At 65.3% G+C, this 25,795-nt stretch carries 26 protein-coding genes; 14 read left to right on the top strand and 12 right to left on the bottom strand.

Features of this window, described 5'->3' with window-relative positions:
• The first annotated feature begins 46 nt into the window (after positions 1-46).
• The 3 genes from SKC41_RS17560 to SKC41_RS17570 all read left to right on the top strand — a co-directional run bounded on the left by SKC41_RS17560 (position 47) and on the right by SKC41_RS17570 (position 3,815).
• Complete coding sequence (locus SKC41_RS17560) at positions 47-487, top strand: Fur family transcriptional regulator (protein ID WP_330978981.1); 441 nt, start codon at positions 47-49, stop codon at positions 485-487.
• The gene (gene katG / locus SKC41_RS17565) at positions 484-2,709 is read left to right on the top strand and encodes a catalase/peroxidase HPI (protein ID WP_442931728.1); all 2,226 of its coding nucleotides are present in this window, start codon (positions 484-486) and stop codon (positions 2,707-2,709) included. Before SKC41_RS17560 ends, katG begins: the two co-directional genes overlap by 4 nt.
• A gap of 194 nt (positions 2,710-2,903) precedes the next feature.
• Positions 2,904-3,815, top strand: coding sequence for an alpha/beta fold hydrolase (locus SKC41_RS17570; RefSeq protein WP_330978983.1), 912 nt, complete (start codon positions 2,904-2,906; stop codon positions 3,813-3,815).
• On the opposite strand, the gene SKC41_RS17575 is transcribed toward SKC41_RS17570, so the two are convergent.
• The 5 genes from SKC41_RS17575 to SKC41_RS17595 form a co-directional block, all read right to left on the bottom strand.
• On the bottom strand, positions 3,788-4,588 hold the full coding sequence (locus SKC41_RS17575) for a DUF1906 domain-containing protein (protein ID WP_330978984.1): 801 nt from the start codon (positions 4,586-4,588) through the stop codon (positions 3,788-3,790). The genes SKC41_RS17570 and SKC41_RS17575 overlap by 28 nt on opposite strands.
• Positions 4,589-4,610: 22 nt before the next feature.
• Complete coding sequence (locus tag SKC41_RS17580) at positions 4,611-5,402, bottom strand: alpha/beta hydrolase (RefSeq protein WP_330978985.1); 792 nt, start codon at positions 5,400-5,402, stop codon at positions 4,611-4,613.
• Positions 5,403-5,497: 95 nt separating this feature from the next.
• On the bottom strand, positions 5,498-7,051 hold the full coding sequence (locus SKC41_RS17585; RefSeq protein WP_330978986.1) for a GMC family oxidoreductase: 1,554 nt from the start codon (positions 7,049-7,051) through the stop codon (positions 5,498-5,500).
• Positions 7,052-7,194: 143 nt separating this feature from the next.
• Entirely contained in the window at positions 7,195-7,647 is a 453-nt protein-coding gene (locus SKC41_RS17590; protein WP_330978987.1) for an SRPBCC family protein, read from the bottom strand.
• Position 7,648: 1 nt separating this feature from the next.
• Entirely contained in the window at positions 7,649-8,461 is an 813-nt protein-coding gene (locus SKC41_RS17595; RefSeq protein ID WP_330978988.1) for an SDR family NAD(P)-dependent oxidoreductase, read from the bottom strand.
• Positions 8,462-8,522: 61 nt separating this feature from the next.
• Here SKC41_RS17595 and SKC41_RS17600 point away from each other — a divergent pair, with 61 nt between their 5' ends.
• The 4 genes from SKC41_RS17600 to SKC41_RS17615 all read left to right on the top strand — a co-directional run bounded on the left by SKC41_RS17600 (position 8,523) and on the right by SKC41_RS17615 (position 12,546).
• A complete protein-coding gene (locus SKC41_RS17600; protein ID WP_330979538.1) occupies positions 8,523-9,146 on the top strand; it encodes a TetR/AcrR family transcriptional regulator in 624 nt (207 codons plus the stop codon).
• A gap of 328 nt (positions 9,147-9,474) precedes the next feature.
• A complete protein-coding gene (locus SKC41_RS17605) occupies positions 9,475-10,731 on the top strand; it encodes a glycosyltransferase family 4 protein (protein WP_330978989.1) in 1,257 nt (418 codons plus the stop codon).
• Positions 10,725-11,483: a class I SAM-dependent methyltransferase gene (locus SKC41_RS17610; protein WP_330978990.1), complete on the top strand. Its 759-nt coding sequence runs from the start codon at positions 10,725-10,727 to the stop codon at positions 11,481-11,483. The genes SKC41_RS17605 and SKC41_RS17610 overlap by 7 nt, the downstream gene beginning before the upstream one ends.
• Positions 11,470-12,546 carry a prenyltransferase gene (locus SKC41_RS17615; protein ID WP_330978991.1) on the top strand — a complete coding sequence of 359 codons (1,077 nt, stop codon included), beginning with the start codon at positions 11,470-11,472 and terminating at the stop codon, positions 12,544-12,546. Before SKC41_RS17610 ends, SKC41_RS17615 begins: the two co-directional genes overlap by 14 nt.
• On the opposite strand, the gene SKC41_RS17620 is transcribed toward SKC41_RS17615, so the two are convergent.
• Positions 12,527-13,210, bottom strand: a complete 684-nt coding sequence (locus SKC41_RS17620) for a class I SAM-dependent methyltransferase (RefSeq protein ID WP_330978992.1) — start codon at positions 13,208-13,210, stop codon at positions 12,527-12,529. The genes SKC41_RS17615 and SKC41_RS17620 overlap by 20 nt on opposite strands.
• A gap of 110 nt (positions 13,211-13,320) precedes the next feature.
• On the opposite strand from SKC41_RS17620, the gene SKC41_RS17625 reads away from it, so the two are divergent.
• Entirely contained in the window at positions 13,321-14,010 is a 690-nt protein-coding gene (locus SKC41_RS17625; protein ID WP_330978993.1) for a cutinase family protein, read from the top strand.
• On the opposite strand, the gene SKC41_RS17630 is transcribed toward SKC41_RS17625, so the two are convergent.
• Positions 14,007-14,804, bottom strand: a complete 798-nt coding sequence (locus tag SKC41_RS17630; protein WP_330978994.1) for a glycerophosphodiester phosphodiesterase — start codon at positions 14,802-14,804, stop codon at positions 14,007-14,009. The two genes, SKC41_RS17625 and SKC41_RS17630, sit on opposite strands and share 4 nt — an antisense overlap.
• Positions 14,805-15,052: 248 nt before the next feature.
• Here SKC41_RS17630 and SKC41_RS17635 point away from each other — a divergent pair, with 248 nt between their 5' ends.
• The 3 genes from SKC41_RS17635 (at position 15,053) to SKC41_RS17645 (ending at position 17,780) form a co-directional block, all read left to right on the top strand.
• Positions 15,053-15,694 (top strand): carboxymuconolactone decarboxylase family protein, encoded by a 642-nt coding sequence (locus tag SKC41_RS17635; RefSeq protein WP_330978995.1) that lies wholly within the window; start codon positions 15,053-15,055, stop codon positions 15,692-15,694.
• 1 nt (position 15,695) lies between these two features.
• The gene (locus tag SKC41_RS17640; protein ID WP_330978996.1) at positions 15,696-16,391 is read left to right on the top strand and encodes a GntR family transcriptional regulator; all 696 of its coding nucleotides are present in this window, start codon (positions 15,696-15,698) and stop codon (positions 16,389-16,391) included.
• A gap of 561 nt (positions 16,392-16,952) precedes the next feature.
• Positions 16,953-17,780, top strand: a complete 828-nt coding sequence (locus SKC41_RS17645; protein WP_330978997.1) for a glycoside hydrolase family 16 protein — start codon at positions 16,953-16,955, stop codon at positions 17,778-17,780.
• Between the two features lie 9 nt (positions 17,781-17,789).
• Here the strand turns inward: SKC41_RS17645 and SKC41_RS17650 are convergent, their stop codons facing one another.
• The 3 genes from SKC41_RS17650 to SKC41_RS17660 form a co-directional block, all read right to left on the bottom strand.
• Entirely contained in the window at positions 17,790-18,449 is a 660-nt protein-coding gene (locus tag SKC41_RS17650; protein ID WP_330978998.1) for a hypothetical protein, read from the bottom strand.
• A 53-nt stretch (positions 18,450-18,502) separates the two neighbouring features.
• Positions 18,503-19,354, bottom strand: coding sequence for an LLM class flavin-dependent oxidoreductase (locus tag SKC41_RS17655; RefSeq protein WP_330978999.1), 852 nt, complete (start codon positions 19,352-19,354; stop codon positions 18,503-18,505).
• A 159-nt stretch (positions 19,355-19,513) separates the two neighbouring features.
• Positions 19,514-20,353: a class I SAM-dependent methyltransferase gene (locus SKC41_RS17660; protein ID WP_330979000.1), complete on the bottom strand. Its 840-nt coding sequence runs from the start codon at positions 20,351-20,353 to the stop codon at positions 19,514-19,516.
• 135 nt (positions 20,354-20,488) lie between these two features.
• Here SKC41_RS17660 and SKC41_RS17665 point away from each other — a divergent pair, with 135 nt between their 5' ends.
• The 3 genes from SKC41_RS17665 (at position 20,489) to SKC41_RS17675 (ending at position 23,650) form a co-directional block, all read left to right on the top strand.
• The gene (locus tag SKC41_RS17665) at positions 20,489-21,502 is read left to right on the top strand and encodes an NADP-dependent oxidoreductase (RefSeq protein WP_330979001.1); all 1,014 of its coding nucleotides are present in this window, start codon (positions 20,489-20,491) and stop codon (positions 21,500-21,502) included.
• A 322-nt stretch (positions 21,503-21,824) separates the two neighbouring features.
• The gene (locus SKC41_RS17670; protein ID WP_330979002.1) at positions 21,825-23,279 is read left to right on the top strand and encodes an amino acid permease; all 1,455 of its coding nucleotides are present in this window, start codon (positions 21,825-21,827) and stop codon (positions 23,277-23,279) included.
• Between the two features lie 116 nt (positions 23,280-23,395).
• Complete coding sequence (locus SKC41_RS17675; protein ID WP_330979003.1) at positions 23,396-23,650, top strand: hypothetical protein; 255 nt, start codon at positions 23,396-23,398, stop codon at positions 23,648-23,650.
• 64 nt (positions 23,651-23,714) lie between these two features.
• Here SKC41_RS17675 and SKC41_RS17680 read toward each other — a convergent pair whose 3' ends face one another.
• Complete coding sequence (locus SKC41_RS17680) at positions 23,715-25,169, bottom strand: aldehyde dehydrogenase family protein (protein WP_330979004.1); 1,455 nt, start codon at positions 25,167-25,169, stop codon at positions 23,715-23,717.
• 123 nt (positions 25,170-25,292) lie between these two features.
• On the bottom strand, positions 25,293-25,763 hold the full coding sequence (locus SKC41_RS17685; protein ID WP_330979005.1) for a hypothetical protein: 471 nt from the start codon (positions 25,761-25,763) through the stop codon (positions 25,293-25,295).
• Between the last annotated feature and the right edge of the window lie 32 nt (positions 25,764-25,795).

Raw genomic sequence — 25,795 nt, forward strand, 5'->3', positions numbered from 1 at the left:
GCAGAAACTCTTGACTGATTCCAGATAAGTGGGCCATATTGGCCTTGTGTCGTCAACGTCGGACTACGCGGAGCGGTTGCGTATGGCCGACCTGCGCGTGACCCGGCCCAGGCTCGCCGTCCTCGAGGCAGTGCACGCCCATCCCCACGCCGACACCGAGACGATCTTCTCTTCGGTGCGGATCGGTCTCCCCGACGTCTCCCGCCAAGCCGTGTATGACGTGCTCAATGCCCTGACGGCGGTGGGCCTGGTCCGGCGCATCCAGCCGTCCGGGTTGGTCGCGCGCTACGAGTCCCGGGTAGGCGACAACCATCATCACGTCGTGTGCCGGTCCTGCGGCGTGATCGCCGACGTCGACTGCGCGGTCGGCGATGCCCCCTGCCTGACCCCATTCGACGACGACAACGTTCTCGATGGCTTCGTGCTCGATGAGGCCGAAGTCATCTACTGGGGCGTATGCCCCGACTGCTCGACCGCAGTTTCTTGATTCACAGCCCCGTTTCACCTAACACCGAAAGGAATGTTGTGTCCGAAAGCGAAAATCCCACAATCGCTGCGCCAACCCCGAAAGAAGGCGCTCCCCTGACGAATCGGGATTGGTGGCCCAACCAGGTCGACGTCTCGAAGCTGCATCCACACTCGCCCCAGGCAAACCCGCTCGGCGACGACTTCGACTACGCCGAGGAGTTCGCCAAGCTCGACGTCGACGCGCTCAAGGCTGACATGGTCTCACTGATGACCACCTCGCAGGACTGGTGGCCCGCCGACTACGGCCACTACGGCGGCTTCTTCATCCGGATGAGCTGGCACGCCGCGGGCACCTACCGCATCTTCGACGGCCGCGGCGGCGGCGGCCAAGGCATGCAGCGTTTCGCCCCGCTGAACAGCTGGCCGGACAACGCGAGCCTGGACAAGGCCCGCCGGCTGCTGTGGCCGATCAAGAAGAAGTACGGCAACAAGCTCTCCTGGGCCGACCTGATTGTCTTCGCCGGCAATGTCGCTCTGGAGTCGATGGGATTCAAGACCTTCGGCTTCGCGTTCGGCCGCGAAGACGTCTGGGAGCCCGAAGAGATCCTTTTCGGTGAAGAGGGCGAATGGTTGGGCACCAACAAGCGCTACTCCGGGACGCGCGACCTTGCGCAACCCTATGGTGCGACCACGATGGGTCTGATCTACGTGAATCCGGAAGGCCCCGAAGGCAAGCCGGATCCAGTCGCCGCAGCGATCGACATCCGTGAGACCTTCGGCCGGATGGCGATGAACGACGAGGAGACCGCGGCCCTGATCGTCGGCGGCCACAGCTTCGGCAAGACGCACGGAGCCGCGAGCGGCGAGCTGGTCGGTCCCGAGCCGGAGGGCGCCCCGATCGAGCAGCAGGGGCTGGGCTGGAAGAGTTCCTACGGCAGCGGCAGCGGCAAGGACGCCATCACCAGCGGCCTGGAGGTGGTCTGGACGCCCACCCCGACCAAGTGGGACAACACCTTCCTGGAGACCCTCTACGGCTACGAGTGGGAGCTGACCAAGAGTCCCGGCGATGCGTGGCAGTTCACGGCCAAGGATGGCGCCGGCGCGGGTACCATTCCCGATCCGTTCGGCGGGCCGGGTCGCGCCCCGACCATGCTGGTCACCGACGTGTCGTTGCGCGAGGACCCCATCTACCGTGACATCACGCGGCGCTGGCTGGACCACCCCGAGGAGCTGGCCGACGCGTTTGCGAAAGCGTGGTACAAGTTGCTGCACCGCGACATGGGGCCGATCAGCCGGTACCTCGGGCCCTGGATTCCGGAGCCGCAGCTGTGGCAGGACCCCGTGCCGGAGGTCGACCACAAGTTGGTCGACGACAAGGACGTGGCCGCGCTGAAGAAGAAGGTGCTCGAGTCCGGCCTGAGCGTTCCCCAGCTGGTCAAGACCGCATGGTCGGCGGCGGGCAGCTACCGCAACACCGACAAGCGCGGCGGCGCGAACGGGGCGCGGATTCGTCTCGAGCCGCAACGAAATTGGGAGGTCAACGAGCCCTCGGAGCTGGCCAAGGTGTTGCCCGCGCTGGAGAAGATCCAGCAGGACTTCAACGCCTCGGCTTCGGGCGGCAAGAAGATCTCGCTGGCCGACGTGATCGTGTTGGCCGGTTCGGCTGCGGTCGAGAAGGCGGCCAAGGAGGCCGGGTACGACATCTCGGTGCACTTCGCGCCGGGGCGTACCGATGCCTCGCAGGAGAGCACCGATGTGGAGTCGTTCGCGGTGCTCGAACCGCGTGCCGACGGCTTCCGCAACTACGCCCGGCCGGGCGAGAAGGCCCCGTTGGAGCAGCTCCTGGTCGAGCGGGCCTACATGCTCGGGGTGACCGGTCCGGAGTTGACCGTGCTCGTCGGCGGGCTGCGTGCCCTTGGCGCCAACCACGGCGGCAACAAGCACGGCGTGTTCACCGACAGGCCGGGCGCGCTGACCAACGACTTCTTCGTCAACCTGCTCGACATGGGCACGGAGTGGAAGCCGTCGGAGACCACGGAGAACGTCTACGAGGGCCGCGATCGGGCCTCGGGAGCGCTCAAGTGGACCGCAACCGCGAACGATCTCGTGTTCGGATCGAACTCGGTGCTGCGCGCGCTGGTAGAGGTGTACGCGCAGGACGACAACGCGGGCAAGTTCGTCGAGGACTTCGTCGCGGCGTGGGTGAAGGTGATGAACAACGATCGGTACGACCTGAAGTGACACCGGCCTGATCGTCGGCACCAGACGGCACCCCGTGAGCGTCCTGCTCGCGGGGTGCCGTTCGTCTGGGTGAGCCGTGCGTGCCGCGTGAGGCCCGCCACACTATTACCCGCGAGTAACCTACGGAGGCGTAAGTTGGGTACTCCGGATACGACCGATGCGTTCTAACTACCAAGGCTGGGTAAATCGTCGACATGAGCGAATTGATGTACCTCGAACTACATGGCGACCGAATCGCCTACCGGGACGCCGGGCAAGGCCCCGTCCTGCTGCTGATCCATGGGATGGCCGGCAGTTCCGCGACCTGGCAGGCGCTCATCCCGCTGCTGTCGAAGAAATATCGCGTGATCGCCCCCGACCTGCTCGGGCACGGCATGTCGGCGAAACCGCGCGGTGACTATTCGCTGGGAGCGTTCGCGGTCTTCCTGCGCGATCTGCTCGACGAACTCGGGGTGGCCCGCGCCACTGTGGTCGGGCAGTCGCTGGGCGGCGGTATCGCTATGCAGTTCGCCCATCAGCACCGCGACTATTGCGAGCGGCTGGTCCTGATCGGCAGTGGCGGCCTCGGCCCTGACCTCAGCCCGGTGCTACGGCTGCTGTCCGCGCCCGGCGCCGAGTTCGTGCTGCCCATCGTCGCCCCGCAACCGGTGCTGACCCTCGGCAACAAGCTGGGGTCGTGGCTGACTTCGGCGGGGATCCAGGCGCCGCGAGCCGGCCAGATGTGGTATGCGTACAGCTCGCTGTCGGATGCCGGCACCCGCCAGGCGTTCTTGCGGACGTTGCGCTCGGTGGTGGACTATCGCGGCCAGGCCGTCAGCGCGCTGAACAAACTGCATGTCGCCGCCGGCCTGCCCACGGTGCTGATCTGGGGAGACCACGACCGCATCATCCCCGTCGCGCACGCCTACGCCGCCCACGACGCGCTCGAGGGCAGCCGCCTCGAGGTACTCAAGGGCGTCGGGCACTTCCCGCACGTGGAGGCGCCGATGGCCGTGGCGGACATCCTGGAAAACTTCATCGCCTCGACGACGCCCCAGGGCGACCGGCGATTCGGTGCCGCTGGGCATGTAGGCGCGGCTCAGCGGCTGAGTTCCCACTGTCCGTAGTCGGCCGCGAGGACGTCGTCCACATCCACATTGATGCCGCCCAGCAGCGGGCCGGGATTCGACGGGCTGTTGACGACCGCCTGGTACAGCACGGCCATCGGCTCGCGCTGGCCGTGCGACCATGACCGGGTTTGCCACGCCCAGCGGTGCCCCGCACTGGACGAGTTGCCGATCACCCCGTCCCTGATCGCCCACCCACACGCGTTGTAGTGGCCGTAGATGCCGGTGCGGCCCACGCCGAGGACCGAGTTGATTCCCCGAAACCATTCGACGGCAAGACTGTTCCAGGTGTTCTGGTCGATATCGTCGTCGACGCTGAAGAAGATCGGCGCCGAGTTCGGTCCGCCGGCCGCGGCATGCAGCTGCTGAGCCGTTTGCGCGTCCGCCACCCCGCCGTCGTGTCCGCGGGTCAGATCCGACGGGGTGGCCGGCCATCCGGGCTTGCCGTACTGGAAGTTGCTGACGATCTGCAGGCCCGCCCCGCGCAACGAGTCCGCGTACTCGCGGGTGATCGGCTTGGCCTCGAAATGGGCTCCCGGCCGCTCCGCGGAGACGTAGTTGATCACCCCGGCGTACCCCGCCGCCTTGATCTCGTCCGGTGCGATCCTCTTCTCCGCAAAGTCAATCAGCTGGATGTCGGCGGCCGACGAGGTGGGCGCCTCGACGGTTGCGGCCAGACTCAGCAGCGCCGGTGACAGCGCGTACTTGAGGACCTCGCGCCGAGAGACAGACCGCCGTTCGCCGCGACCACCTCGTGCAGCCGTATCGGACACCGCGCGAGCGTAACAAAACGGGCTACAGTCCCCGCTCCTGCAGCCACGACAGGATGCGGCCGGCGGCCGTGGCCCATCCCGGTTCCAGCATCATCTCGTGCCCCATGTTCGGGATCAGCATTGGTTGGGTTCCGTGGGCCCGGGCCGTCGCGTGCACGTCGGCGGGGCGATAGATCATGTCTCGCTCTCCCCCCAGCACCAGAACCGGCGTGGTGACGCGTGCGGTGTTGACGAGATTGAGTGCGACCATGTCGCCGAGGATCGCCCTCGTGCTGTCCGGCTGAAGTCGCTCGGTGCCGTCGCTAACGAGGGATTCGGGTGTCTCTTCGCTGAAGAACAGCTCGCGCGCCCCTGCCACCGTCCCCCCGTAGAAGTCGCTGGGCCGGCCAGTGAATGCGAATTTCGTGCAGCCCCAAGGCCGTTGGCGCATTGTCCGCAGCATGGGCCGCAGATGTCCGCGCGGCGGTGCGGATGCGAGCAGCACCCCGGCCGGTGCGTCGTTGTTTTCGAGATACTTCTGCACAATGAATCCGCCCATCGAATGTCCGATCGGGATCGGTTGTGGTGCAATCCTGTTCGCGATGGAAGAAATATCGGCGACGAAGTCCGAAATCGAACACAAACGCATCGGTTTGTCCACCGGGCTACGACCGTGGCCGCGGTAGCTGGGCGCAACGACACGAAACCCGCGTTCGGCGAAGTAGTCCAGAAAGTGCACATCCCAGCTCCATGCGCCCTGGAACGCGCCGTGCACGAAAAGCAAGGGGTGTGGGTGCTCCTTGCTGGGTTGACCCTTGTCGATGACTTCCAACATGACTTCGAATTCCTGTCGAGGCGTTGATGATTGGTTGTTGTGGATTCGTTGCAGTATGCGCGGCGGACTGATCTGCGGCCTGACATCCTTTGATGTCAGAGCCGATGTTCGGCCTTGATGAACTGCGCGGCGCGCTCACCGATCACGACGCAAGGTGCCATCGTGTTGCCGCTGGTGATGCGCGGCATGATCGACGCGTCCGCGACGCGCAGCTTCTCGACGCCGTAGACGTTGAGACGTCCGTCGACCACCGACATCGAGTCGCGGCCCATCTTCGCCGTTCCTGATTCGTGCCAATACGTGGTCACCGCATTGCGCAAGTACGTTTCCAGCTCGTCGCCGGTCAGGTTGCCCGGCATGACTTCCCTGGTCATAAACGGCCGCAGCTCCGCGGAATTGCCGATTTCGCGCAGGGTTTCGATGCAGGCGATCCCCGTCTTGACATCGTGCGGATCCGACAGCGCGTTCGCTTCGATCTGAATCGGGTCGTGCGGATCGGGCCCGGTGAGTCGCACCCGGCCGCGGCTTTTCGGATGCGTGGGGGATCCGAACAAGGTCCAGCTGTTCGCTGGCAGGCCATATTTCGCAGTATTCTCTGGCGTGGACAGGGCGAAGGACCCCACGCAGGCGAACAGATCCGGCCCGTCGAGACCACCGAGTCCGGAGTCCCAGAACAACGTCGCGCCCGCCTCGGAGTTGGCCTGTACGTCGTCGGGAAACTCCCACACGCAGCTGAAACCGAAGTGGTCCTGGAGATTGCGCCCAACCCCAGGCAGGTGCTGGCGGACTGTGATGCCGACACGGCGCAGTTCACCTTCATCCCCGACGCCGGACTGCATCAGCACCTTGGGCGTGTGAATCGCCCCGAGCGACAACACCACCTCGGTGTCAGCGGTTACGTGATGCACGGCGCCGCCATGGCGGATTTCGACGCCCGTGGCCCGATTCCCCTCGAATGTCACCCGCGTCACCAGGGCATGCGGCACTACCGTGAGATTCGGCTTGTCCTCATACGGCGCCGTATAGGTGCGGTATACCGACAGGCGTTTCTCGCCATGGCGGCGCACGTCGGTGATGCCGGCACCGCGCATTTCCTCCATCATGCGACCGTTGGGGCTCTGAAATGTTGGGATCCCCACTGTCCTGGCCGCTTTCACCGCCGCCGACGCGACCGGATGCGGGTCGGGAGCGGGCTGAACGAATACCGGTCCTCCCCTGCCTCGATGGTCCGGTTCGCCGACGCCGTGCCAGTCCTCGATCTGCCGGTACAGCTCCAGGACCGGCTCGTAGCCCCAGGCCGGTTCGCCGGATTCGGCGGCGAAGAGGTCCCAGTCGCTGCGGTGCCCGCGCGCCCAGATCATCACGTTGATGCTGGAACCGCCGCCGAGCACCTTGCCCATCGAGAAACCGATCGAGCGCCCGTACAGCCTGGGGTCGGGCTCGGATACGAAGCCCCAGTCGCGCTCACCGCCCAGGTTCAGCGGCCACTGGTTCGCCTCGGTGACGGTGGGGACGTCATCGCTGCCACCGGCTTCCAGCAGCAGAACGGATACGTCGGGGTTTTCCGCCAACCGCCGAGCGATCACCGAACCCGACGACCCCGCACCGCACACGATCACGTCGTACCGCGGCTTCAACACAACATTCACGATGGCTCCTCCGAGTCGCTTGGTATAGCGCTTGATACCTAGCCACGCGGGGTCGAGCCGGATAGTTCACCGGTTTCGCGAATTCCCGCATGACTGATAGCAATTCGGAGTCGAAGCCGGGAAGGTTGGTGCTGTGCTGAGAGTTATAACCTCTCAGCGGCTTTCACTAGGCGATTAGCAAGGAAGCCGACCACGCCATGCAGAAAAGTGCGCATAATGTAGCCCGTGCCGCACAGACTTTCGGTGAAGGACCCGGTCCAGCGGATCTCGGTGCCTCCTGCCGGATTGGGCGTTAACAGCATCTCGGCCCGGTAGTTACGCGCCGGCAGTGGGGGCCCGATATGCAGGTAAACGTGCCGGCGGTCCTGTTCGTACCCGATCGTCTCTTCCCGCATCAACATCGGCCACATCCCCACTTTGCGTACCGCTCCGATGCCGGCGGGTGCCGGATCTCCCTGCCGCTCCCAGCTCGACTGGGCGATAAGTGGTTTCGCCCAGTCGGACCAATGGGCGCCGTCGGTCTCCAGGCGAAACAAGGTCGCGGCAGATGCGCGTGTCGTTCGGCTGACCACGAATGTGAAGACCTTGCCGGACATCTCAACGGCTCGCGTGTGTCGTCGCGGCCGCGGGCCGCAACATGCGGGCGCTGATCAAGGCCGAAAGCCAACCGGGTGAGAAGCGGCCGCCGGCGGTCATGATCCGGTTGCGCCACCCGGGAACCGCGACGGCGCGGCCTCGGTCGAGCGCGCGCAGCCCGGCGGCCGCCACCGGTTCGGGCGCGGCCAGGTGCCGGTAGACCGCGGTATGCGAGACATCCGATCCCAGCGCATCGACGAACCCCGTCCGGGTGGGTCCTGGGCACAACGCGGTCACCGTGACGCCCGAGCCGCGACATTCGGCCCACAGGGCCTGGCTGAGCGACAGCACGAACGCCTTCGAGGCCCCGTAGGTGGCCTGATAGGTCCCGGGCTGAAACGCGATGGTGGAGGCGACGTTGAGGATGCCGCCGCGACGGCGGGCGAGCATGCCGGGCAGCACCGCGTGGGTGAGGCGGACCAGAGCGTCGACATTGACCGCCACCAGCTCGTGCTCGCGGTCGGCGTCCAGTTCTGCAAATCGGCCGTAGGTGCCGAAACCGGCGTTGTTGACCAGCACCTCGATCGTCCGCCCCGCCAGGCGGGACGCGAGGGCATCGACGCCGTCCGCGGCACCGAGGTCGCCGACGACCAATTCGACCTCAACGGGGGCCGCCTGACGGACCCGCTGCGCGACCGCGTTAAGCCGGTCCTCGTCACGTCCGGCCAGCAGCAATGACAAGCCGCGCTTGGCCAGCAGGTCGGCGAAGACCGCGCCGAACCCCGAGCTGGCACCCGTGATCACCGCCCAGCCGGTGCTCGATGGAGATGACATTTTCGCTCCCTTCGATGATGTGAATGCAATTAACATAGACCAGCATGTTAATGTCGTCAACATGTCCGGAAAGAAGGCTCCGGCGGCGGCGCAGACCCGCCGGGACAGCTACCACCACGGTGACCTCAAACGAGCGCTGACCAGCGCCGCGCTCTCGCTGGTGGCTGAGCGGGGGCCGAAGGGTTTCACCTTGACCGAGGCGGCCCGGCGGGCGGGCGTCAGCGCCGCGGCGCCATACCGTCACTTCACCGACAAGGCCCACCTGCTCGCTACCGTTGCCGAGCAGGGGTTTCTCGACCTCCACGCCACATTGACCGCCGGCGCCGATGCCGCGTCCGGGCCGACCGACAAGCTGATCGAAATCGGCCGCGCCTACGTCCGCTGGGCCATCGGCCATCCGGACCAGTATCGGGTCATGTTCGGCGCCGATACCGACAAAACCAAGCATCCGAGCCTGGCTGTCGCCGCAAGTCAAGCCTTCGGAGTCCTGCCTGACGCGATCGCCGGATGCCAGGCCGCCGGCGTGCTGCGCGGCCGACAACCGCGCGAGGTGGCCGGACCGCTCTGGTCGCTCGTGCATGGCATCGCATCGCTGACCATCGAGGGCGAGCTACGGAATGTCGAGATCGACCAAGACCCCGAGGACATGGTCTCCGACGCCCTGTCCGCTCTGTTCGATCGCTGAACCGGATGCGTCGGCGAGACCATCGGTTGCCAACCCAGCAAACAAAGGTGCCATCGGGTCCAGCACGGCTCAGCCCATTGGCTCACAACATGTTCCGACCCTTGGTTGGCTCCGCGCGACCGGGAACAGTTATCCAGCGGACCTCGCCGACGAACGAAAATCGCCGCTACCTAGTATTGAAGGGCACCGATGGCGCGTTGCGTCGATTAGCTGATCGAACTATAGTCTGGACACATGTCCAGTTTGCTGTCACGGGATTCGGGAGCCCGTTGATCGCAATGGATTCGGCGCCCTCCGCGTTCGTTAAACCAGCAAAGAAGAGTTGAGTATGCGAATTGCCTTGCTGTCCTACCGTAGTAAGACCCATTGCGGCGGGCAGGGCTTCTACATACGACATCTCAGCCACGGTCTGGTGGAACTTGGTCACGATGTCGAAGTGTTTTCCGGGCAGCCGTATCCGGAATTGCTCGATCCTCGGGTGCGATTGACCGAGGTTCCAAGCCTCGATATGTACCGAGAGCCCGACCCGTTCCGGATCCCCCGTCCCAGCGAGATACACGACTCGATCGACCTCCGGGAACTTCTGACCGTGTGGACGGCAGGCTTTCCCGAGCCGCGGACTTTCACGCTGCGCGCCGCGCGCCTGTTGGCCGAGCGCGCATCCGAATTCGACGTCGTCCACGACAACCAGAGTCTGGGAACCGGCCTGTTGACCATTGCCGCCACCGGAATGCCGGTGGTGGCCACCGTGCACCACCCCATCACCCGTGACCGGGTGCTCGACGTCGCCGCGGCCAAGTGGTGGCGAAAGCCGTTGGTACGCCGCTGGTATGGATTCTTGGACATGCAGCAACAAGTGGCGCGACAGATCCCGGAGCTCTTGACGGTCTCGTCGTCGTCGGCCGCCGACATCATCTCCGATTTCGGGGTGTTGCCCCAGCAGCTGCACGTGGTGCCGCTGGGGGTGAACACCGAGCTGTTCAAGCCGGGTTCGGGTCCACGCCAGCCCGGCCGGGTGATCGCGATCGCCAGCGCCGACACCCCGCTGAAGGGCGTCAGTACCCTGCTGCACGCGGTCGCTAAAACTCGGGTGAACCGCGATGTCGAGTTGCGGCTCGTCGCCAAGGTGGAACCTAACGGGCCCACCCACAAGCTCATCGCAGAACTGGGGATCTCGGACATCGTCCACATCACCAGTGGGCTGACCGACGCCGAGCTGGCCGCCCTGTTCGCCTCGGCCGAGGTCGCCTGCATACCGTCGCTCTACGAAGGGTTTTCGCTGCCCGCCGTGGAGGCGATGTCGAGTGGGACCCCGATCGTCGCGAGCCGGGTAGGTGCGCTGCCCGAGGTCCTCGGGACCGACGGCGCCTGCGCCGAGTTGGTACCGCCCGCCGACGTCGACGCGCTGACCCGCGCACTCGGCGAGCTCCTCGACTCGCCGGAAAAGCGCCGCAGCCTCGGCAAGGCGGGACGGGCGCGCGCCGTCAGCGTGTTCAGCTGGGAAGCCGTCGCCGCCCAGACCGTGCGGATCTATGAGCGGGCGATTGCACGAAGTGCCCTCACCGAAGGCGAACTGCAATGCTGACGGTCGATTTCGATCGGCTCGGCATCGGCCCGTCCAGCAAGGTGATCGACGTGGGCTGCGGAGCCGGTCGGCATGCGTTCGAGGCGTATCGCCGCGGTGCCGACATCATCGCGTTCGACCGTGACGAGGCCGAGTTGAAGTCCGTGGAAACAATTCTTCGCGCGATGGCCGAAAACGGCGAAGCGCCCGCTGCGGCAACGGCGGAGGCGGTCGTCGGCGATGCGTTGAGCTTGCCGTATCCAGACGAGACATTCGACTGCGTCATCGCATCCGAAATTCTAGAACACGTCACCCAAGACGACGCGGCAATCGCGGAGTTGATCCGGGTGCTCAAAGTCGGTGGCACCCTGGCGGTCTCGGTGCCCCGCTGGCTTCCCGAACAGGTGTGCTGGCTGCTGTCCGACGAATATCACGCCAACCTGGGCGGCCACATCCGCATCTACCGGGCTAGTGAGCTGCGGGACAAGATCGCGGCCAATGGCCTGCAATTGACGCATTCGCATCATGCGCATGCACTACATGCACCGTTCTGGTGGCTGAAATGTGCTGTCGGAGTTGAAAATACCGATCACCCGGCGGTGACCGCCTACCACAAGCTTCTGGTGTGGGACCTTATGCGGCGGCCGAGGCTCACCCGGATCGCGGAGTCGGTGCTCAACCCGCTGGTGGGCAAGAGCGTGGCGATGTACTTCACCAAGGCGCAGAAGGCGGGAACCGAAGCAACTCTGGGGTATTCAGTTGCGTCGATATAACCCGCCGGCAGTTCCGGGTGTGTTGAGTCCGGAGCAGTGTCGCCAGACAGCCCTGTCCATCGCCGCCGAGCAGGAGTCATCGGGTGCCATCCCCTGGTTCCACGGCGGTCACACCGACCCGTGGGATCACGTCGAATCGGCCATGGCGCTCACCGCGGCCGGATTACTGGAACCGGCCCGAGCCGCCTATGAGTGGAGTCGCCGTAATCAGCGGCGTGACGGATCCTGGCCTCTCCAATTTCGTTCGGGGACAATCGAAGACGCCAACAGCGATAGCAATTTCTGCGCCTATATCGCCACCGGCGTCTGGCATTACGTGTCGGTCACCGGTGACATGTCCTTCGCCGCATCGATGTGGCCGGTGGTACACAAGGCCATCGACTTCGTCATCGACCTGCAGGTCGGCTACGGCGAGATCTGTTGGGCGCGAGGCGAAACGGGACCGGTGCGCGAAGCTCTGCTGACCGGTTGCGCCAGCGTGTATCACAGCATCCGGTGTGCGTTGGCGCTGGCCGCCCTGGTGGACGATCCGCAACCCGAATGGGAGCTGGCCGTGGGTCGGCTGGGCCATGCGCTGGTCGCGCATCCAGAGGCGTTCACCGAGAAAGACCGCTACTCGATGGACTGGTACTACCCCATCCTCGGCGGCGCGCTGCGGGGTCCGGGGGCGGCGGCCCGCATCAAGCACCGCTGGGACGACTTTGTCGTCGACGGCCTTGGCATCCGCTGCGTCGACGATCGGCCGTGGGTGACCGGCGCCGAAACCTGCGAGTTGGTCATGGCGCTCGACGCGATGGGTCAACGACCGGTCGCTCACCAGCAATTCGCGGCAATGCAGCACCTTCGTGAAAAAGACGGCTCGTATTGGACGGGCTTGGTATTCGCCGACGGGAAGCGCTGGCCCGAAGAGCGCACGGCGTGGACGGGCGCGGCGGTGATCTTGGCGGCGGATGCGCTGTCGGACACCACCCCGGGTGCGGGGATCTTCCGCGGCGACGACCTGCCGCTGGGTCTGCAGACCGACTTCGATTGCGAGTGCGTCGTTACCGGCCCTGGTCGGTAATTTCGATCGGCTCGCCCACCCGGCCGCCGATGCGTTCGAGCACCCGCAGCGAGCCGAGCGCGTGGATCTCCCGGAATTGGCCGGAATCTATCGCGCGGCAATAGATGTAATACGGTGGCCGCCCGCCGTCGGTTGGATCGGGAAACACGTCATGGATGACCAGGGCCCCGCCCACACTTACCCACTTCGCCCATCCGTTGAAGTCCTCGGTGGCGGCGGCCTCGGAGTGGCCACCGTCGATGAACAAGAACCGCAGCGGTGACCGCCACCCGCGGGCCACGACCGGAGACTTGCCCACGATGGCGACCACGTGGTCGTCCAGTCCGGCCGCATCGAGCGTGCGACGAAACGTGGGCAGGGTGTCGAACAGTCCGGTGACCTCGTCGACCAACGAGGCGTCGTGATACTCCCAGCCGGCCTGATGTTCCTCGGAGCCGTGGTGATGGTCGACCGTGTACAGCACACCGGCCGTCTGCTGTGCCGCTGCACCGAGCAGCAAGGTGGATTTGCCGCAATAGGTACCGATCTCGACACCGACACCGCCGTCCAGATACCGCAGCGCCGCGTCATAGAGCGCGCGCCCTTCGTCCTCTGGCATGAAGCCCGTGACCTGCGCGGCCAGCGCGAACAAGCGCTCGGGTGCACTCGTGTCGGTGTTGCTCATCAGCTGAACCTATCGTCCGGCGTGCTTCGACCAACAGCGTGGTCAAACTCGGTGCAAAGAGCGGGTCACCCTGCCAGGCGGAGGCGGCGAGTTCGTCCTAACATCATGCTGTGCGCGCTTTACTTCTCCGTAAATCATGTGGTGTGTGCCTCGCGGCGGTCGTGATCGCAGGCGCACTGATACTGGCTCCCGCGGTCCTCTCCCGGACGTCGGGTGCCCTGCCGTCGGCGTCGGCCAGCTGTCCTGCGGTTCAGGTGGTGTTCGCCCGCGGCCGGTACGAGTCGCCGGGGCCCGGTGTGCTCGGCAACGCGTTCATTAACGCGCTTTCCTCGAAGGTTGGAAACCGGAGCTTCGGCTCGTATGCCGTCAAGTACCCCGCTGATACGCAGGTCGATATCGGCGCCAACGACATGAGTCACCACATCCAGGACATGGCCAACAACTGCCCCGACACCCGACTCGTGCTGGGTGGCTACTCACTCGGAGCGGCGGTGACCGACGTGGTGCTCGCCGCGCCGATCGGCGCGTTCGGGTTCGACAGCCCCCTGCCGGCGGGCATGGATCAGCACATCGCGGCCGTCGCGCTGTTCGGCAACGGAAGCCAGTGGGTGGGCCCGATCACGAACTTCAACCCGACCTACAACGACCGGACGATTGAGTTGTGCCACGGCGCCGACCCAATCTGCAACCCCGCGGACCCGAACACCTGGCAAGAGAACTGGCCACAGCATCTGGCTAGCGCGTACGTCGGGGCGGGCATGGCGAACCAGGCCGCCGACTTCGCAGCAAGCAAGCTCTAGCTCAGCGGCGACCACTCAGCGCGGGCGATCAGCACGTCGCGAAGTAGATCGGCGCGATCGGTGATGATGCCGTCCACGCCGATGTCGAGTAGCGCACGCATGACCGCCGGGTCGTCAACCGTCCATGCGTGCACCTGACGTCCCGCGGCGTGAGCGGCCCGGACCAGCGCCGGCGTGATGACCGGCAGGCGACCCAGCCGCGGCGGCAGTTGTAAGCAGTCGCTGTCGTGCAGCATCCGCCAGGCATACGCGCGGCCGGCCGGTGTCTTCGCGGCCACGAGCGCCGGGAAGGCGACCGTGCCCGCCGAACTCGCGACCCGTTTGGACAGCAGGCCCAGCGCGCGGCGGCGACGCCGGTCGGAGAACGACGTGACCAGTACCCGGTCGTGCGCGTTGAGCCGCTCGATGACCTCGACCGTCGGCTCGATGGCCGACTCGGCTTTGATATCGATATTGACCCGCATCGCCGGCAGCGCGACCAGGAGCTCCTCTAGCGCCGGGATCGTCTGCCCCGCACCGAGATCCGCCGTGCGGGCATCCCGCCACGCGAGGCGGTCGATCGTGCCCGGTAGCCCGCATTGTGCCGGGAGCCGGCGGTCGTGCAGGATCACCGCCACACCGTCTCGGGTGGCCCGGACGTCGGTCTCGATATAGCGGAATCCGAGCTTGGCGGCCTCGTCAAACGCGCCCATCGTGTTCATCGGAAACTTGAACGACGTGAATCCCCTGTGTGCCATGGCAATTCGCCCGGCTCCGCGAAGATACTCGCACGCTGGCTCGTCGCCGTGACTCATGGGGCTAAGGCTACGTCGCACGACCGGGATCGGCCGGCGAAACCTGTCGAATTTCGACCGCCGCACGACCGCCGCACCACCCTGGCCGAGATCGGCGATGCTTTCGCGGTCCATCACCCTCGCCGGCCCGCGGCCCTGATCGAGGCCGGACTGTACGCAATCCGGGGCGCAGCCGAGCTGCGAACTGCATTGACGTGGCCGCTGAGGCTGGGATTGAATGCAATCTGCACCCGCCGAGAGGACCCGCAATGCCGCGCCTGAATCCCGTTCCCAGAGGTGAGGTCGACGACGAGTTCACGCTGAAGATGTACGACTTCATGTTCGGCGACCGCGATCCCGTGGCCCAACCGGGCGCCGTCGGCGGGACTTCGGGGAACTGGTGGACGGTGATGGCGCAGTCCCCCGCCGCCCTGCGCCATGCGGTGCGAGGCTTTCGCCTGTATCGCCAAGAGGTCAGCATCCGGCCCGATCATCGTGAGTTGGGCCAGATCAGGGCGGGCTGGGTGGTCGGGAGCCAGTTCGTGTACTCCCAACACTGCAAGGCATGCCGGTCGGCGGGGATATCCGAGGAGAAGATCGCTGCCATCCCTTCGTGGGAGACCGCCGACTGCTTTGATCACACCGAGCGCCTGCTGCTTGCCTACGCGGATTGCCTTGCGGGCCAACAGGGTCGGGTGCCCGAGCGGTTGTTCACCCAACTGCGCGAAGTATTCACCGATACCGAGATCCTCGAATTTACCTACACCACAACCATGTACGTCATGCACGCGATCATGTCGCGGGCGCTGCGCCTGGAGTTCGACGACGTCGACGACCCGATTGTGGAGGTCGACGACCCCGAGGGCGGCGGCGTGCTCGACATCGGCGCCGCGACGTCCGGGGGTGACTGAGATGACCGAGATCGACGGTCGGTCGGACGTGGCTTACCGGTTAATCCGTCGCGCGATCGCCGAGGGAGACTTCGAGCCGGGCTCCCGGCTGGTTGAGCAGCGAATCGGCGAGATGTTCGATCTGTCCCGCACCCCGGTACGAGAAGCATTGCGGGCCTTGGCCGCCGACGGCCTGGTCGTCATCGAGCGCAATCGGGGCGCGGTGGTCGCGACGCTGTCCGAGGCCGACATCCGCGACCACTACGAGCTACGCGCCAGGCTGGAATCGCTGGCCGCCGAGCGTGCCGCCGCGCGGATGGATGCCGAGGGCATCGCAGCTCTCGACGCCGCGATCGCGGACTTCGACGCGGGAATCGAGTTGGTGTCGGGCGGCTCGCTGGATGCGGGTTTGCGCCGAATCACGGCTGCCAACAGTGCCTTTCATCACTGCGTCGTCAAGGGTTCGCGCCATCGAAGGTTGTCTGTGCTACTCGTGCACGCGGTTGATATTCCGTTGGTATATCAGGTGTTCCGGCACCAATCGCGGGCCGATAGTGAACGCTCGAACCTGTTCCATCGAATGGTGCGTGACGCGATCGCGGCCGGTGAACCCGAGCGGGCCGGCGCTCTGATGGCCGAGCACATCATGCAAGGCCGCGACTGTGTTCTGGCATTGAGATCGCACGCGCACCTCGAAGCCGAAACTCATGCCTCGTGATCGACATCAGGCGCTGTCCTGATAGGCGGGCGGTGATGCGTTCGTGATTGCGCTACGGGCCCGGCCCGATCGGTGAATATCGGGCCGCCCAAATTGCTTACGCGGGAGTGTCGCCGCTCGAATAAACCGTGAAGTGACGGCCACCAGCGGCGACCGCGTGGTCAACCCCGGCGGCGCCTCGGCGGCCCCGAAATGACGGGTGACGACGCATGGATTCGGCGCACTCACGCTCACGTCGCTGGGCTGCGATCCAAGCCGGATGTGACTGAAGGAAAATAACCGTCGAACCCGGTGCATTCGCCATGTTTGTCAACTCCTTTCAGACCAACCGACTCAACCGCAAAGCTATGGACGTGTTATGTGTTCGTATCCAGGATGCCCAGGCAATCCTGAGACCAAACCAAGCGTGATCATGAGAATTGACCGTGAATTCATCCCAAATCCCGAGCTAGTGCCGTTCCGCCGTCCGTTTCGGGCGGCAGCGATCCAAATGTTAGCGACGGCCACCGACACGATTTCTGTTTCGACCCCGTAGCGCCGGGCTGCTATCGTCGCTTGCTTATGCCTGAGATGGACCGTCGCCGGATGATGCTGACGACCGGGATCGGCGTGCTGGCCGCCGCGCTCCCCATCCCTGCGGCCAGGGCTTATCCGGGGCGGACCGCACCGCCAGGCGCGCCCAGCGGGCAAGCCGGGAACTACATATTCTCCGACGAATTCGACGGTCCGGCCGGTTCGGCCCCCGACCCGTCGAAGTGGGCGATCGCGAAAGCTCGCGAGACGATCAAAGACCCGACGTATTGGGAGCTGCCCGAGCACATCGGGCAGTACCGCGACGACCGCAAGAACGTGTTCGTCGACGGCAATTCCAACCTCGTCCTGCGTGCCGCAAAAGAGGGCCCCACCTACTTCAGCGGCAAGGTACAAAGCCTGTGGCGCGGCGGCGTCGGCCACACCTGGGAAACCCGGGTCAGACTGAACTGCCTGACCCCCGGCGCCTGGCCCGCTTACTGGCTCGGCAACGACGATCAGGGCGAGATCGACGTGATGGAGTGGTACGGCAACGGTAGCTGGCCGTCGGCGACCACCGTCCACGCCAAGGCGAACGGCGGCGAGTGGAAGACCCACAACATCGCGGTCGACAGCGCCTGGCACACCTGGCGATGCCAGTGGGACGAGGCCGGCATCAGGTTCTGGAAGGACTATTCCGACGGCGCCCAGCCGTATTTCGACGTACCCGCCAGCTCGCTGCCGGATTGGCCGTTCAACGGCCCCGGCTACACCGTGTATCCGGTGTTCAACCTCGCCGTTGCCGGCTCCGGCGGTGGCGATCCCGGGCCGGGCACCTACCCCGCCGACATGCTCGTCGACTGGATACGCGTCTGGTAGCCGGCGGCGTCAGCCCGGGATTCGGTCCCCGGCGAACCACGCGCTCGCTACCGCGCGGGTCTGCGGTGGCGGAAGGTGGGCGCCGGGCGCGCCCAGTTGACCGATTTTGACCGTCCACGTCGGTCCCGTTCGGTCGTCTATGCAGGTCGGCGCGTTTTGGAGACACAGGACGACGAGACCGGCGCTGGCATTCCCGCACCAATAGGCGCCGACATACCCATCGTCTCGGCCGCCCCAGGCCCCGCCGTTGCGCAGCGAACAGCGGGTGCCGTCGTCGAGGGCCAGCGCATACGGTTCTGGTGACGCCGGGGGCCGCACCGGCGGCAGCTGACCGTTGTAGGTGACCCGATGCAGACGCTGGTCCCACGGATCGTCTACGCACAACAGCGATCCCGGCGTCGACGGCCAACAGGTGCCGGCGCCGGCCGCGCTCGGGGCGCACGAGTAGACGTCGTCGGCCACCGCCGAGGGCGACGCTTCGCAGCCCTCAACGAAGGGGACATTGCCCTCGGTAGGCATTTCGCGGTAGCCGTTGACGGCCTGCCCTTTGGATCCGACGGCCACCGTGGTGATCTGCTGGGTAGGCGGCGGATCGGCCCATACCGGTCCGGCGAACCCGACCATCAACATCACGACGACTGGCCCAACAGCAACTCGCCACGCGCTCACCGAGCTAACAATCCTCCACGTTGGCCGCAATGTGAATGGCGAACGCGCGTGGCTTATACCGCCGCGATCGGCCGCATGCCGGAATCCAGAGCTAGGCAGCGTTTTAGCAGTGCTTCGCTTGGTGGCTGGCGGAACGCCAGCACCATCTGCTCGCAACCGAGCCGCTCGAACTCCGGCAACAACGCGAGCTGTTCATCCACCTGGCCGGCTTCGCCCGGATGCAGCGACAGCTGTGCCGAGCGCAGGATCTCGGCCGGCGCGCGTTGCAGTTCGGCACACGCCTCGTCGAGTTGTGCGTTGACGGCACCCCATCGCTGCGGCCCCTCGTGTCCGGGCATATTCCACATGTCGGCGTGACGCGCGACGACGCGCAGCATCTTCGGCTCGCTCCCGCCGATCACGATCGGCGGGTGTGGCTGCTGAAGGGGTTTGGGCTCGCACAGCGCGTCCTCGAGGGTGAAGAACTGCCCGTTGAAGGTGACCGATTCCTGCGTCCAGAGCCTGCGAAGCACGGTCAGCGCCTCGTCGACCATCGCGACGCGGGTGCCGGGGCCGGGAAACTCGATTCCGTACCCGCGATGTTCGGCCTCTATCCAGCCGGCGCCGATGCCGAAGTAGAGGCGTCCATCGGAAATGTGGTCGACGGTGACCGCCATATTGGCCATGAGCGCCAGGTTCCGGAACGTCACGCTGGACACCAGGCAGCCGATTCGCGCGCGCTTGGTGACCGCGGCCATCGCGGCCAGCGTGGTCCAGCCCTCATAATTCGGGTCGGTGTTTTCCCCCGGTCCGTAGAAATGGTCGTAATCCCACACGGCTTCGAAACCCAGGCGGTCCGCGGTGCGCCACAACTGCTCAAGCTCGCGGTATTGGAAGCTCAAGTCGAATTTGACCGAGATCTGCATATCGCGATCCTAAGATCGTCGCCGCACTTTGGCAGGGGAACAGTCCGCATTCCGATCTTGTCCCCCGATCGTAAGGTGCCAGACGCGCCGCATTCAAGAAACGCACGATCGGTGTGTCGGCCAAGGCGCCGAAATCGGTTGCGCAGGTTGCTAGTTGGCTCAATGGGTCAGTAGAGCCGCCGCGCTCCACGGCCTGCCGCCGGGGTGGCGTGGATCCGGTTGGGGCAGCCATGCCGCGAGACGCATGATCATCGGCAAGCGATGGAATCGTTGGGCGGCGACAAGCAGCGATTCCACTTCGACGGTGCGCCAGCCCAGCTCTTCGAAATAGGCCACGCCGTTTTCCGGGGCGAATCGGAACGGCGCATTTTCCAGCAGGCCCGCCATCTTCTTGTTCATCATCTTTCGCAGACCCGGACCGGCGAAGTCGAGCATCCACCAGGCCACCTCGGGCCGGGTGATCGCCCGCGACAGTGAGACGACGTCGGCGTCGTCGAGATACATCACGAGGCCCTCGGTCAGCACCAAAGCCTTCTGCGCGCCGTCCAGCGCGTCGTCGAGGAATGCGTCCCGGGCCTGCGGGTCGGCGAGGTCGACGGCCGTACGGCTCAACCGGCATCGCGGTGTCTGATCGGCGAGCAGTTGTGTCTTCTCCGCGAGTAACGCCGGCAAATCCGCCTCTACCCACCCGAGCTCGGCGGGAAGGTCCAACCGATAAGGCCGGGTATCCAGGCCGGCAGCCAGATTCAACACGCGGTCGCAACCGTTGGCGATGGCCTCGGCAATCGCATCGTCGATCAGTTTGGTGCGCGCGACGAGCCACCAGCCATTGCGCGTCGACCGGGGCACGTTGGCGACGATCGCGCGGCCATGTTCACCGGCCAGCATCCCGGCGAGCGGATCGTGAAACAGCGCGTCGGGGCGAGCAGACTCGGTTGCCCGATGCAATGCCGTCCACCGGGCGGTGTCGGAAACGTGGGTGATGGTGTGTTCCGCCATATGTTGGGTTATAGCATTCGCCGCCCGAACGCGCCCGACGCGAGCTCAGATACCGCGAAATCTTTTGTAAAGCGCTGTGTCCCAATAGCTTTCATGGCTATTGATCCGGAGATAAGCGTCCGGTAGCGTGCGCTCATGCCTGATCGAAATCGCCGCTTCCTATTGCGTGAGCGCCCCTCCGGACGCATCGGCCCCAACACGTTCGAGCTCAGTGAGGAGGCGATCCCCGAGATCGGGGATGGCGAAGCGCTGGTGCGTGTCGAATGGATCTCGCTCGATCCGACCAACCGGACCTGGATCAATGACACGCCGACCTACCTGCCTCCGGTCGGTATCGGCGAGGTGATGCGTGCGGGCGGGCTCGGCCGCGTCGTGGAATCGAAGAACCCCAATTATTCGGTCGGCCAGATCGTGCAGGGTCTCGTCGGTTGGCAGGAGTACGTAGTCGCGTCGGACACGATGCCGTTGTTCGGAGTCGACGTCGCTGAAGGCATCTCCCCCAGCGCCTACCTGGGCGCGCTCGGGACGACCGGGCTCACCGCCTGGGTCGGGATCCGCGACATCGGCAAGCCGCAGCCTGCAGAGACCGTTGTGGTCTCGGCCGCGGCGGGCGCGGTGGGCTCGGTCGCCGGCCAGCTTGCCAAGGCCGATGGCGCACGCGTTGTCGGGATCGCCGGCGGCCCGGACAAGTGCCGGTTGCTCACCGAGGAGCTCGGCTTCGACGCGGCCGTCGACTACCGCGCCGACGACTGGGTCGCCCAGCTGCGAGCGGCCACACCCAACGGCATCGACGTCGACTTCGAGAACGTCGGGGGCGTCATCATGGACGCGGTCTTCGCGCGCCTCAACATTCGCGCACGCGTGGCGCTGTGCGGTTTGATCTCCGGCTACAACGAGGCCGACCCGCCGCCGGGACCGCGCGCATTCGGCAACCTGCTGATCCAGCGCGCGACGCTGCAGGGCTTTATCGTCCTGGACCACCTGGGCCGCGCACCCGAGGCAATCAGCGAAATCGCCGGGCTGATCGCCGCGGGCAAGCTGACCCCACTCGAGACGGTCGTGGAGGGTTTCGAACAGCTGCCGACGGCGATCAACATGCTGTTCGACGGCAAAAACGTCGGCAAGCTGGTGGTCAAGACGTCGAGTTAGGACCCTACAGCCTCGCCACGACGAGAACTTTCGAGTGATCCGTAGGCACGCACCGCGTCGCGCATCAGCCGGTCGCGATCGGCGCCCGGCGCGTTGAGTTCAAGCGACGGCGTCGATCGCGTGCTGCTGGTCAGACCTCGTGACCCGCTGTCCCCGCACCGGCTTTCTTTGCTCGCCGCAACGAGCCCACGCAGCTGAGCGTTACGTCGATTGACAATCGGCGTGGTCGGCAGCGGCACGAGAAGATGGGAATTATCGTGTTTGGCTACAGCACTGATTAGCTGGTGGCTACCGACAGCTTGGAACCACTAGGACGTGACACATGGTCGAGGACGTCGCCGAGCTCAATCCTGCTGTGCCCCAGCTGCACCGAGGCCTGTCCAACCGTCACATTCAGTTGATCGCGATCGGAGGAACGATCGGGACCGGTCTGTTCATGGGCGCCGGGCGAACAATCTCCCGGGCCGGCCCATCGGTGGTTTTGGTTTACGGGATCATCGGTTTTTTCCTGTTTTTCGTGCTGCGCGCGATGGGCGAGCTGCTGTTGTCGAACCTGAACTACAAGTCCTTCGTCGACTTCGCGGCCGACCTATTGGGGCCCGCGGCAGGGTTTTTCGTCGGGTGGTCGTACTGGTTCGCCTGGATCGTCACGGGCATCGCGGAACTCGTCGCGATCGCGGGCTACCTACAGTTCTGGTGGCCCGGTCTCCCGGCATGGGTGCCGGCGCTGATCGCGGGTGTTCTGATCCTGCTCATCAATCTGTTCAGCGTGCGCAACTTCGGGGAGATCGAATTCTGGTTCGCCTTAATCAAAATCGTCGCGATCATCAGCCTGATGGTCGTCGGAGCGCTCCTGCTGGCAACCAATTTCGTTTCGCCGCAGGGACATCCCGCGACGATCGAAAACCTTTGGAACAACGGCGGTTTCTTCGCCACGGGCTTCGCGGGCATGGTCGGCGGATTCCAGGTCGCGTTTTTCGCGTTCGTGGGCGTGGAACTCGTCGGCGCCGCGGCGGCCGAGACGGCTGACCCGCGTCGCACTCTTCCTCGCGCGATCAACGCGGTGCCGCTGCGCGTGGCGATCTTCTATATCGGTGCGCTGCTGGTGATCCTCACCGTTGTCGAATGGCGGCGGTTCGACAGCAACCAGTCCCCGTTTGTCGCGATGTTCTCCCTGGCCGGACTTGGCGGTGCGGCGTCGATCGTCAACTTCGTCGTGATCACCGCGGCCTCCTCCTCCGCCAACTCCGGGATGTACTCCACCGGCCGCATGCTTTACGGTCTGGCCGACGAAGGGAGCGCCCCGGCGGTTTTCCGCCGGCTGAACCGCGGCGGCGTGCCGGCGTCTGCCCTGTTCGTGACGGCCGCACTGCTGCTGACCGCCATCCCCGTACTGCACGTCGGCGGTTCCGTGATCGGTGCATTCACCCTGGTGACAACCATTTCGGCGCTGCTCTTCATGTTCGTCTGGGCGATGATCCCGATGAGCTACCTCGTCTATCGCCGCCGGCACGCACAACGCCACGCGGACTCTGCCTTCAAGATGCCCGGTGGGCGGGTGATGTGCTGGGTCGTCCTCGCGTTCTTCGCTTTCGTCACGTGGACGCTCACGACGGAAAAGGACACCTTGATCGCCCTGGCGTGGTTCCCCCTGTGGTTCGTGTTGCTCGCTGCCGGATGGCTGGTCATCCGGCGCCGCCCCGCCCACGCCGAGCGTTATCGCCACTTCTTGGTCGAGATGAACGGCCCGATCGAGGAACCCGCGCAGGCATCCTGACCTGCGCGTGGCCCGTCGGTCACCGACGTTGTTGGGATCGGTAGCCGGTGTGGGTGTCTGTACTTATCGCATCGACGCCGCCACGGAGGTGGCGCCCCACGAAAGGAAGACAGCAAATGAACATCGTGCCGACCGGCATCCAAGAGCAGATCAATCGCGTCGATCGCCAACGGAGCCTGTACATCGGGATCAGCACCGGCCTGGTTGCAGTCTGGAGCTTTTTCCGGCTGATTTGGATGCTCTACATCGGAATGACGTTCGGCTGGTTCTTCGGAGCGATGGCTTTCCAGCTGGTGCTGTGGGGCGTGATCGGCACCGCCGCGGCGGTGGCGTCCATCGGGTTCCTGACTCGGTACAACAGAACGTCTTGAGTCTGAGGGGCAGATAGCTCCGAACCCGGATGGGTTCGGAGCTATCTTGTTGTGGCAGCGGATATTAGAGCTGAATCCAGGCCGACTTCGTCTTCAGGTAGATGTCGATGCCCTCTTTGCCGAACTCGTGTCCCCAGCCCGACTGCTTGTGGCCGCCGAACGGTACGTCGTGGTCGAACACCAACTGGCAGTTCACCTGGACGCTGCCGGCCTGCAGTCGCTTGAGCATCCGGTGGGCCCGGCTGACATCCTGCGTCCACGCGGTGGCCGCCAGGCCGTATGTCGTGTCATTGGCCAGCGCCACGGCCTCGTCCTCGTCGTCGAACGGCAGGATGGTGACGACCGGCCCGAAGATCTCCTGCTGGTAGAGCCGCATGCCCGTGTCAACGTTGGTGAGCACCGTCGGGTGCACGAAGTAACCCTTGCGGTCCAGCCGGTAGCCGCCGGTGACCACCTCGACGCCGTCGCTTTTGCCCTCGTCGATGAAGCCCATCACGCGGGTCAGCTGCTTCTGGCTGATCAGCGGGCCGCTGACGCAGCCTTCCTCGCTCGGAGCACCAAGCTTGAACGTATTCGCCATCATGGAGATGCCTTCTACGACCTGGTCGTACACGCCGCGTTGGGCAAAGATCCGCGATCCGCAGACGCAGCCCTGGCCGGAGTGCACGAAGATGCCCAGCGACGCCATCATCAGGGCCTTGTTCATGTCGGCGTCGTCGAAGATCAGCACCGGCGACTTGCCGCCGAGTTCGAGCGTGACCTTCTTCAGGTTGCCGGCCGATGCCCGCACGATCTCCTTGCCAACCTCGGTCGACCCGGTGAAGGCGACTTTCTCGACTCCCGCGTGCGCGGTGATAGCCGCGCCCGCGGTGTGCCCGTATCCGGTCAGCAGGTTGACCACACCCTCGGGAACGCCGGCCTCGTGGATGAGCCGGTCCAACAGCACTGCCGACAGCGGCGTCTCCTCGGCGGGCTTGACCAGCAGGCTGCTGCCCGCGGCCAGGGCCGGCGCAAGCTTCGCGCTCGCGTTGAAGATCGGGCCGTTCCACGGGAAGATCAGCCCCACCACGCCGTACGGCTCCTTGAGCGTGTAGGCGTGCATGTCCACGTAGGCGTCCGACGCGATGCCGTCGGTCTTGACGTCGTAGGCGACGCCGTTGAGCTTCGTACACCAGCCGGCGTAGTAGCGGAAGAACTCCGAAACCGTCGACATCTGCAACTGTGCCTGCATCAGGGGCATGCCCGTGTTGAGCGAGTCGAGTTGGGCGAACTCCTCGGCGTGCTCGTCGACCAACTCCCCGATCCGCCACAAAACCTTGGCCCGCTCGCGTCCGGGAAGCTGCGACCAGACGCCCGATTCGAAGGATGCCTTCGCGCGGGCGACCGCCTCGTCCACCGCTTCCGGTCCGCAGTCGGTGAACTCGGTGATGATCTCTTCGGTCGCGGGATTGATGATCGGAATGACCTCACCCGAGCCGGTGCGCTTACTTAGGTCGTCCAGTACTGCCTGCAGAGTCATGTGTTCCCTTCCCGATCAACCCTGATCGAGCCCGGCGCTCCCGTGCCCGTATGCTGAGCACCTGCTTAGCATTGCGATCGTAGCCCGGTCAAGATTTCGCCGTGTCGGCCGGCTCGGCGTGGTCTAGCGCTTGGCCCCGCTGATCGCCCCGTGCACCGCCGAAATGCAGCCGGCCGCATCGGGTTCGGGCCCCAGCCCGACGTAGTAACTGCCGGTTTGCTCGCCGCCGAAGCCGGTAATCGTGAATCCGGCGGGATCGCCGGAGACCGCCTCGGTGGTCATCGACGCCTGCGCCAACGGCAGCGAAATGACCGTGGTCCCGCGCCTTGCCCCGTCGGTGGCCACGAGCAGTTGCGTCGGATGCAGCACCACCGCGGTCCAGTGCTCTTCGTCGGGATCGGCCGGATTGGCGCGCCGCCGCAGCAGCTTGCCGAACGCCGAACTGGCCGGCGGGTTTTCGCTATGCGTCAGCCAAACCTGGACATCGTTGAGGTCGACTTGACGGGACGCGGCGTGCTCGGCCAACTGGCCGCAAATCCGGCGCGGCAGTTCGACGATTCGCGCCGACCGGGTGTGACGCACGTACAGCGGCATGGGTGCATCATGCCCGTGGGCCAACTCTGCCG

Origin of the sequence: Mycobacterium sp. 050128, assembly GCF_036409155.1 — a bacterium.
Taxonomy (GTDB): domain Bacteria; phylum Actinomycetota; class Actinomycetes; order Mycobacteriales; family Mycobacteriaceae; genus Mycobacterium.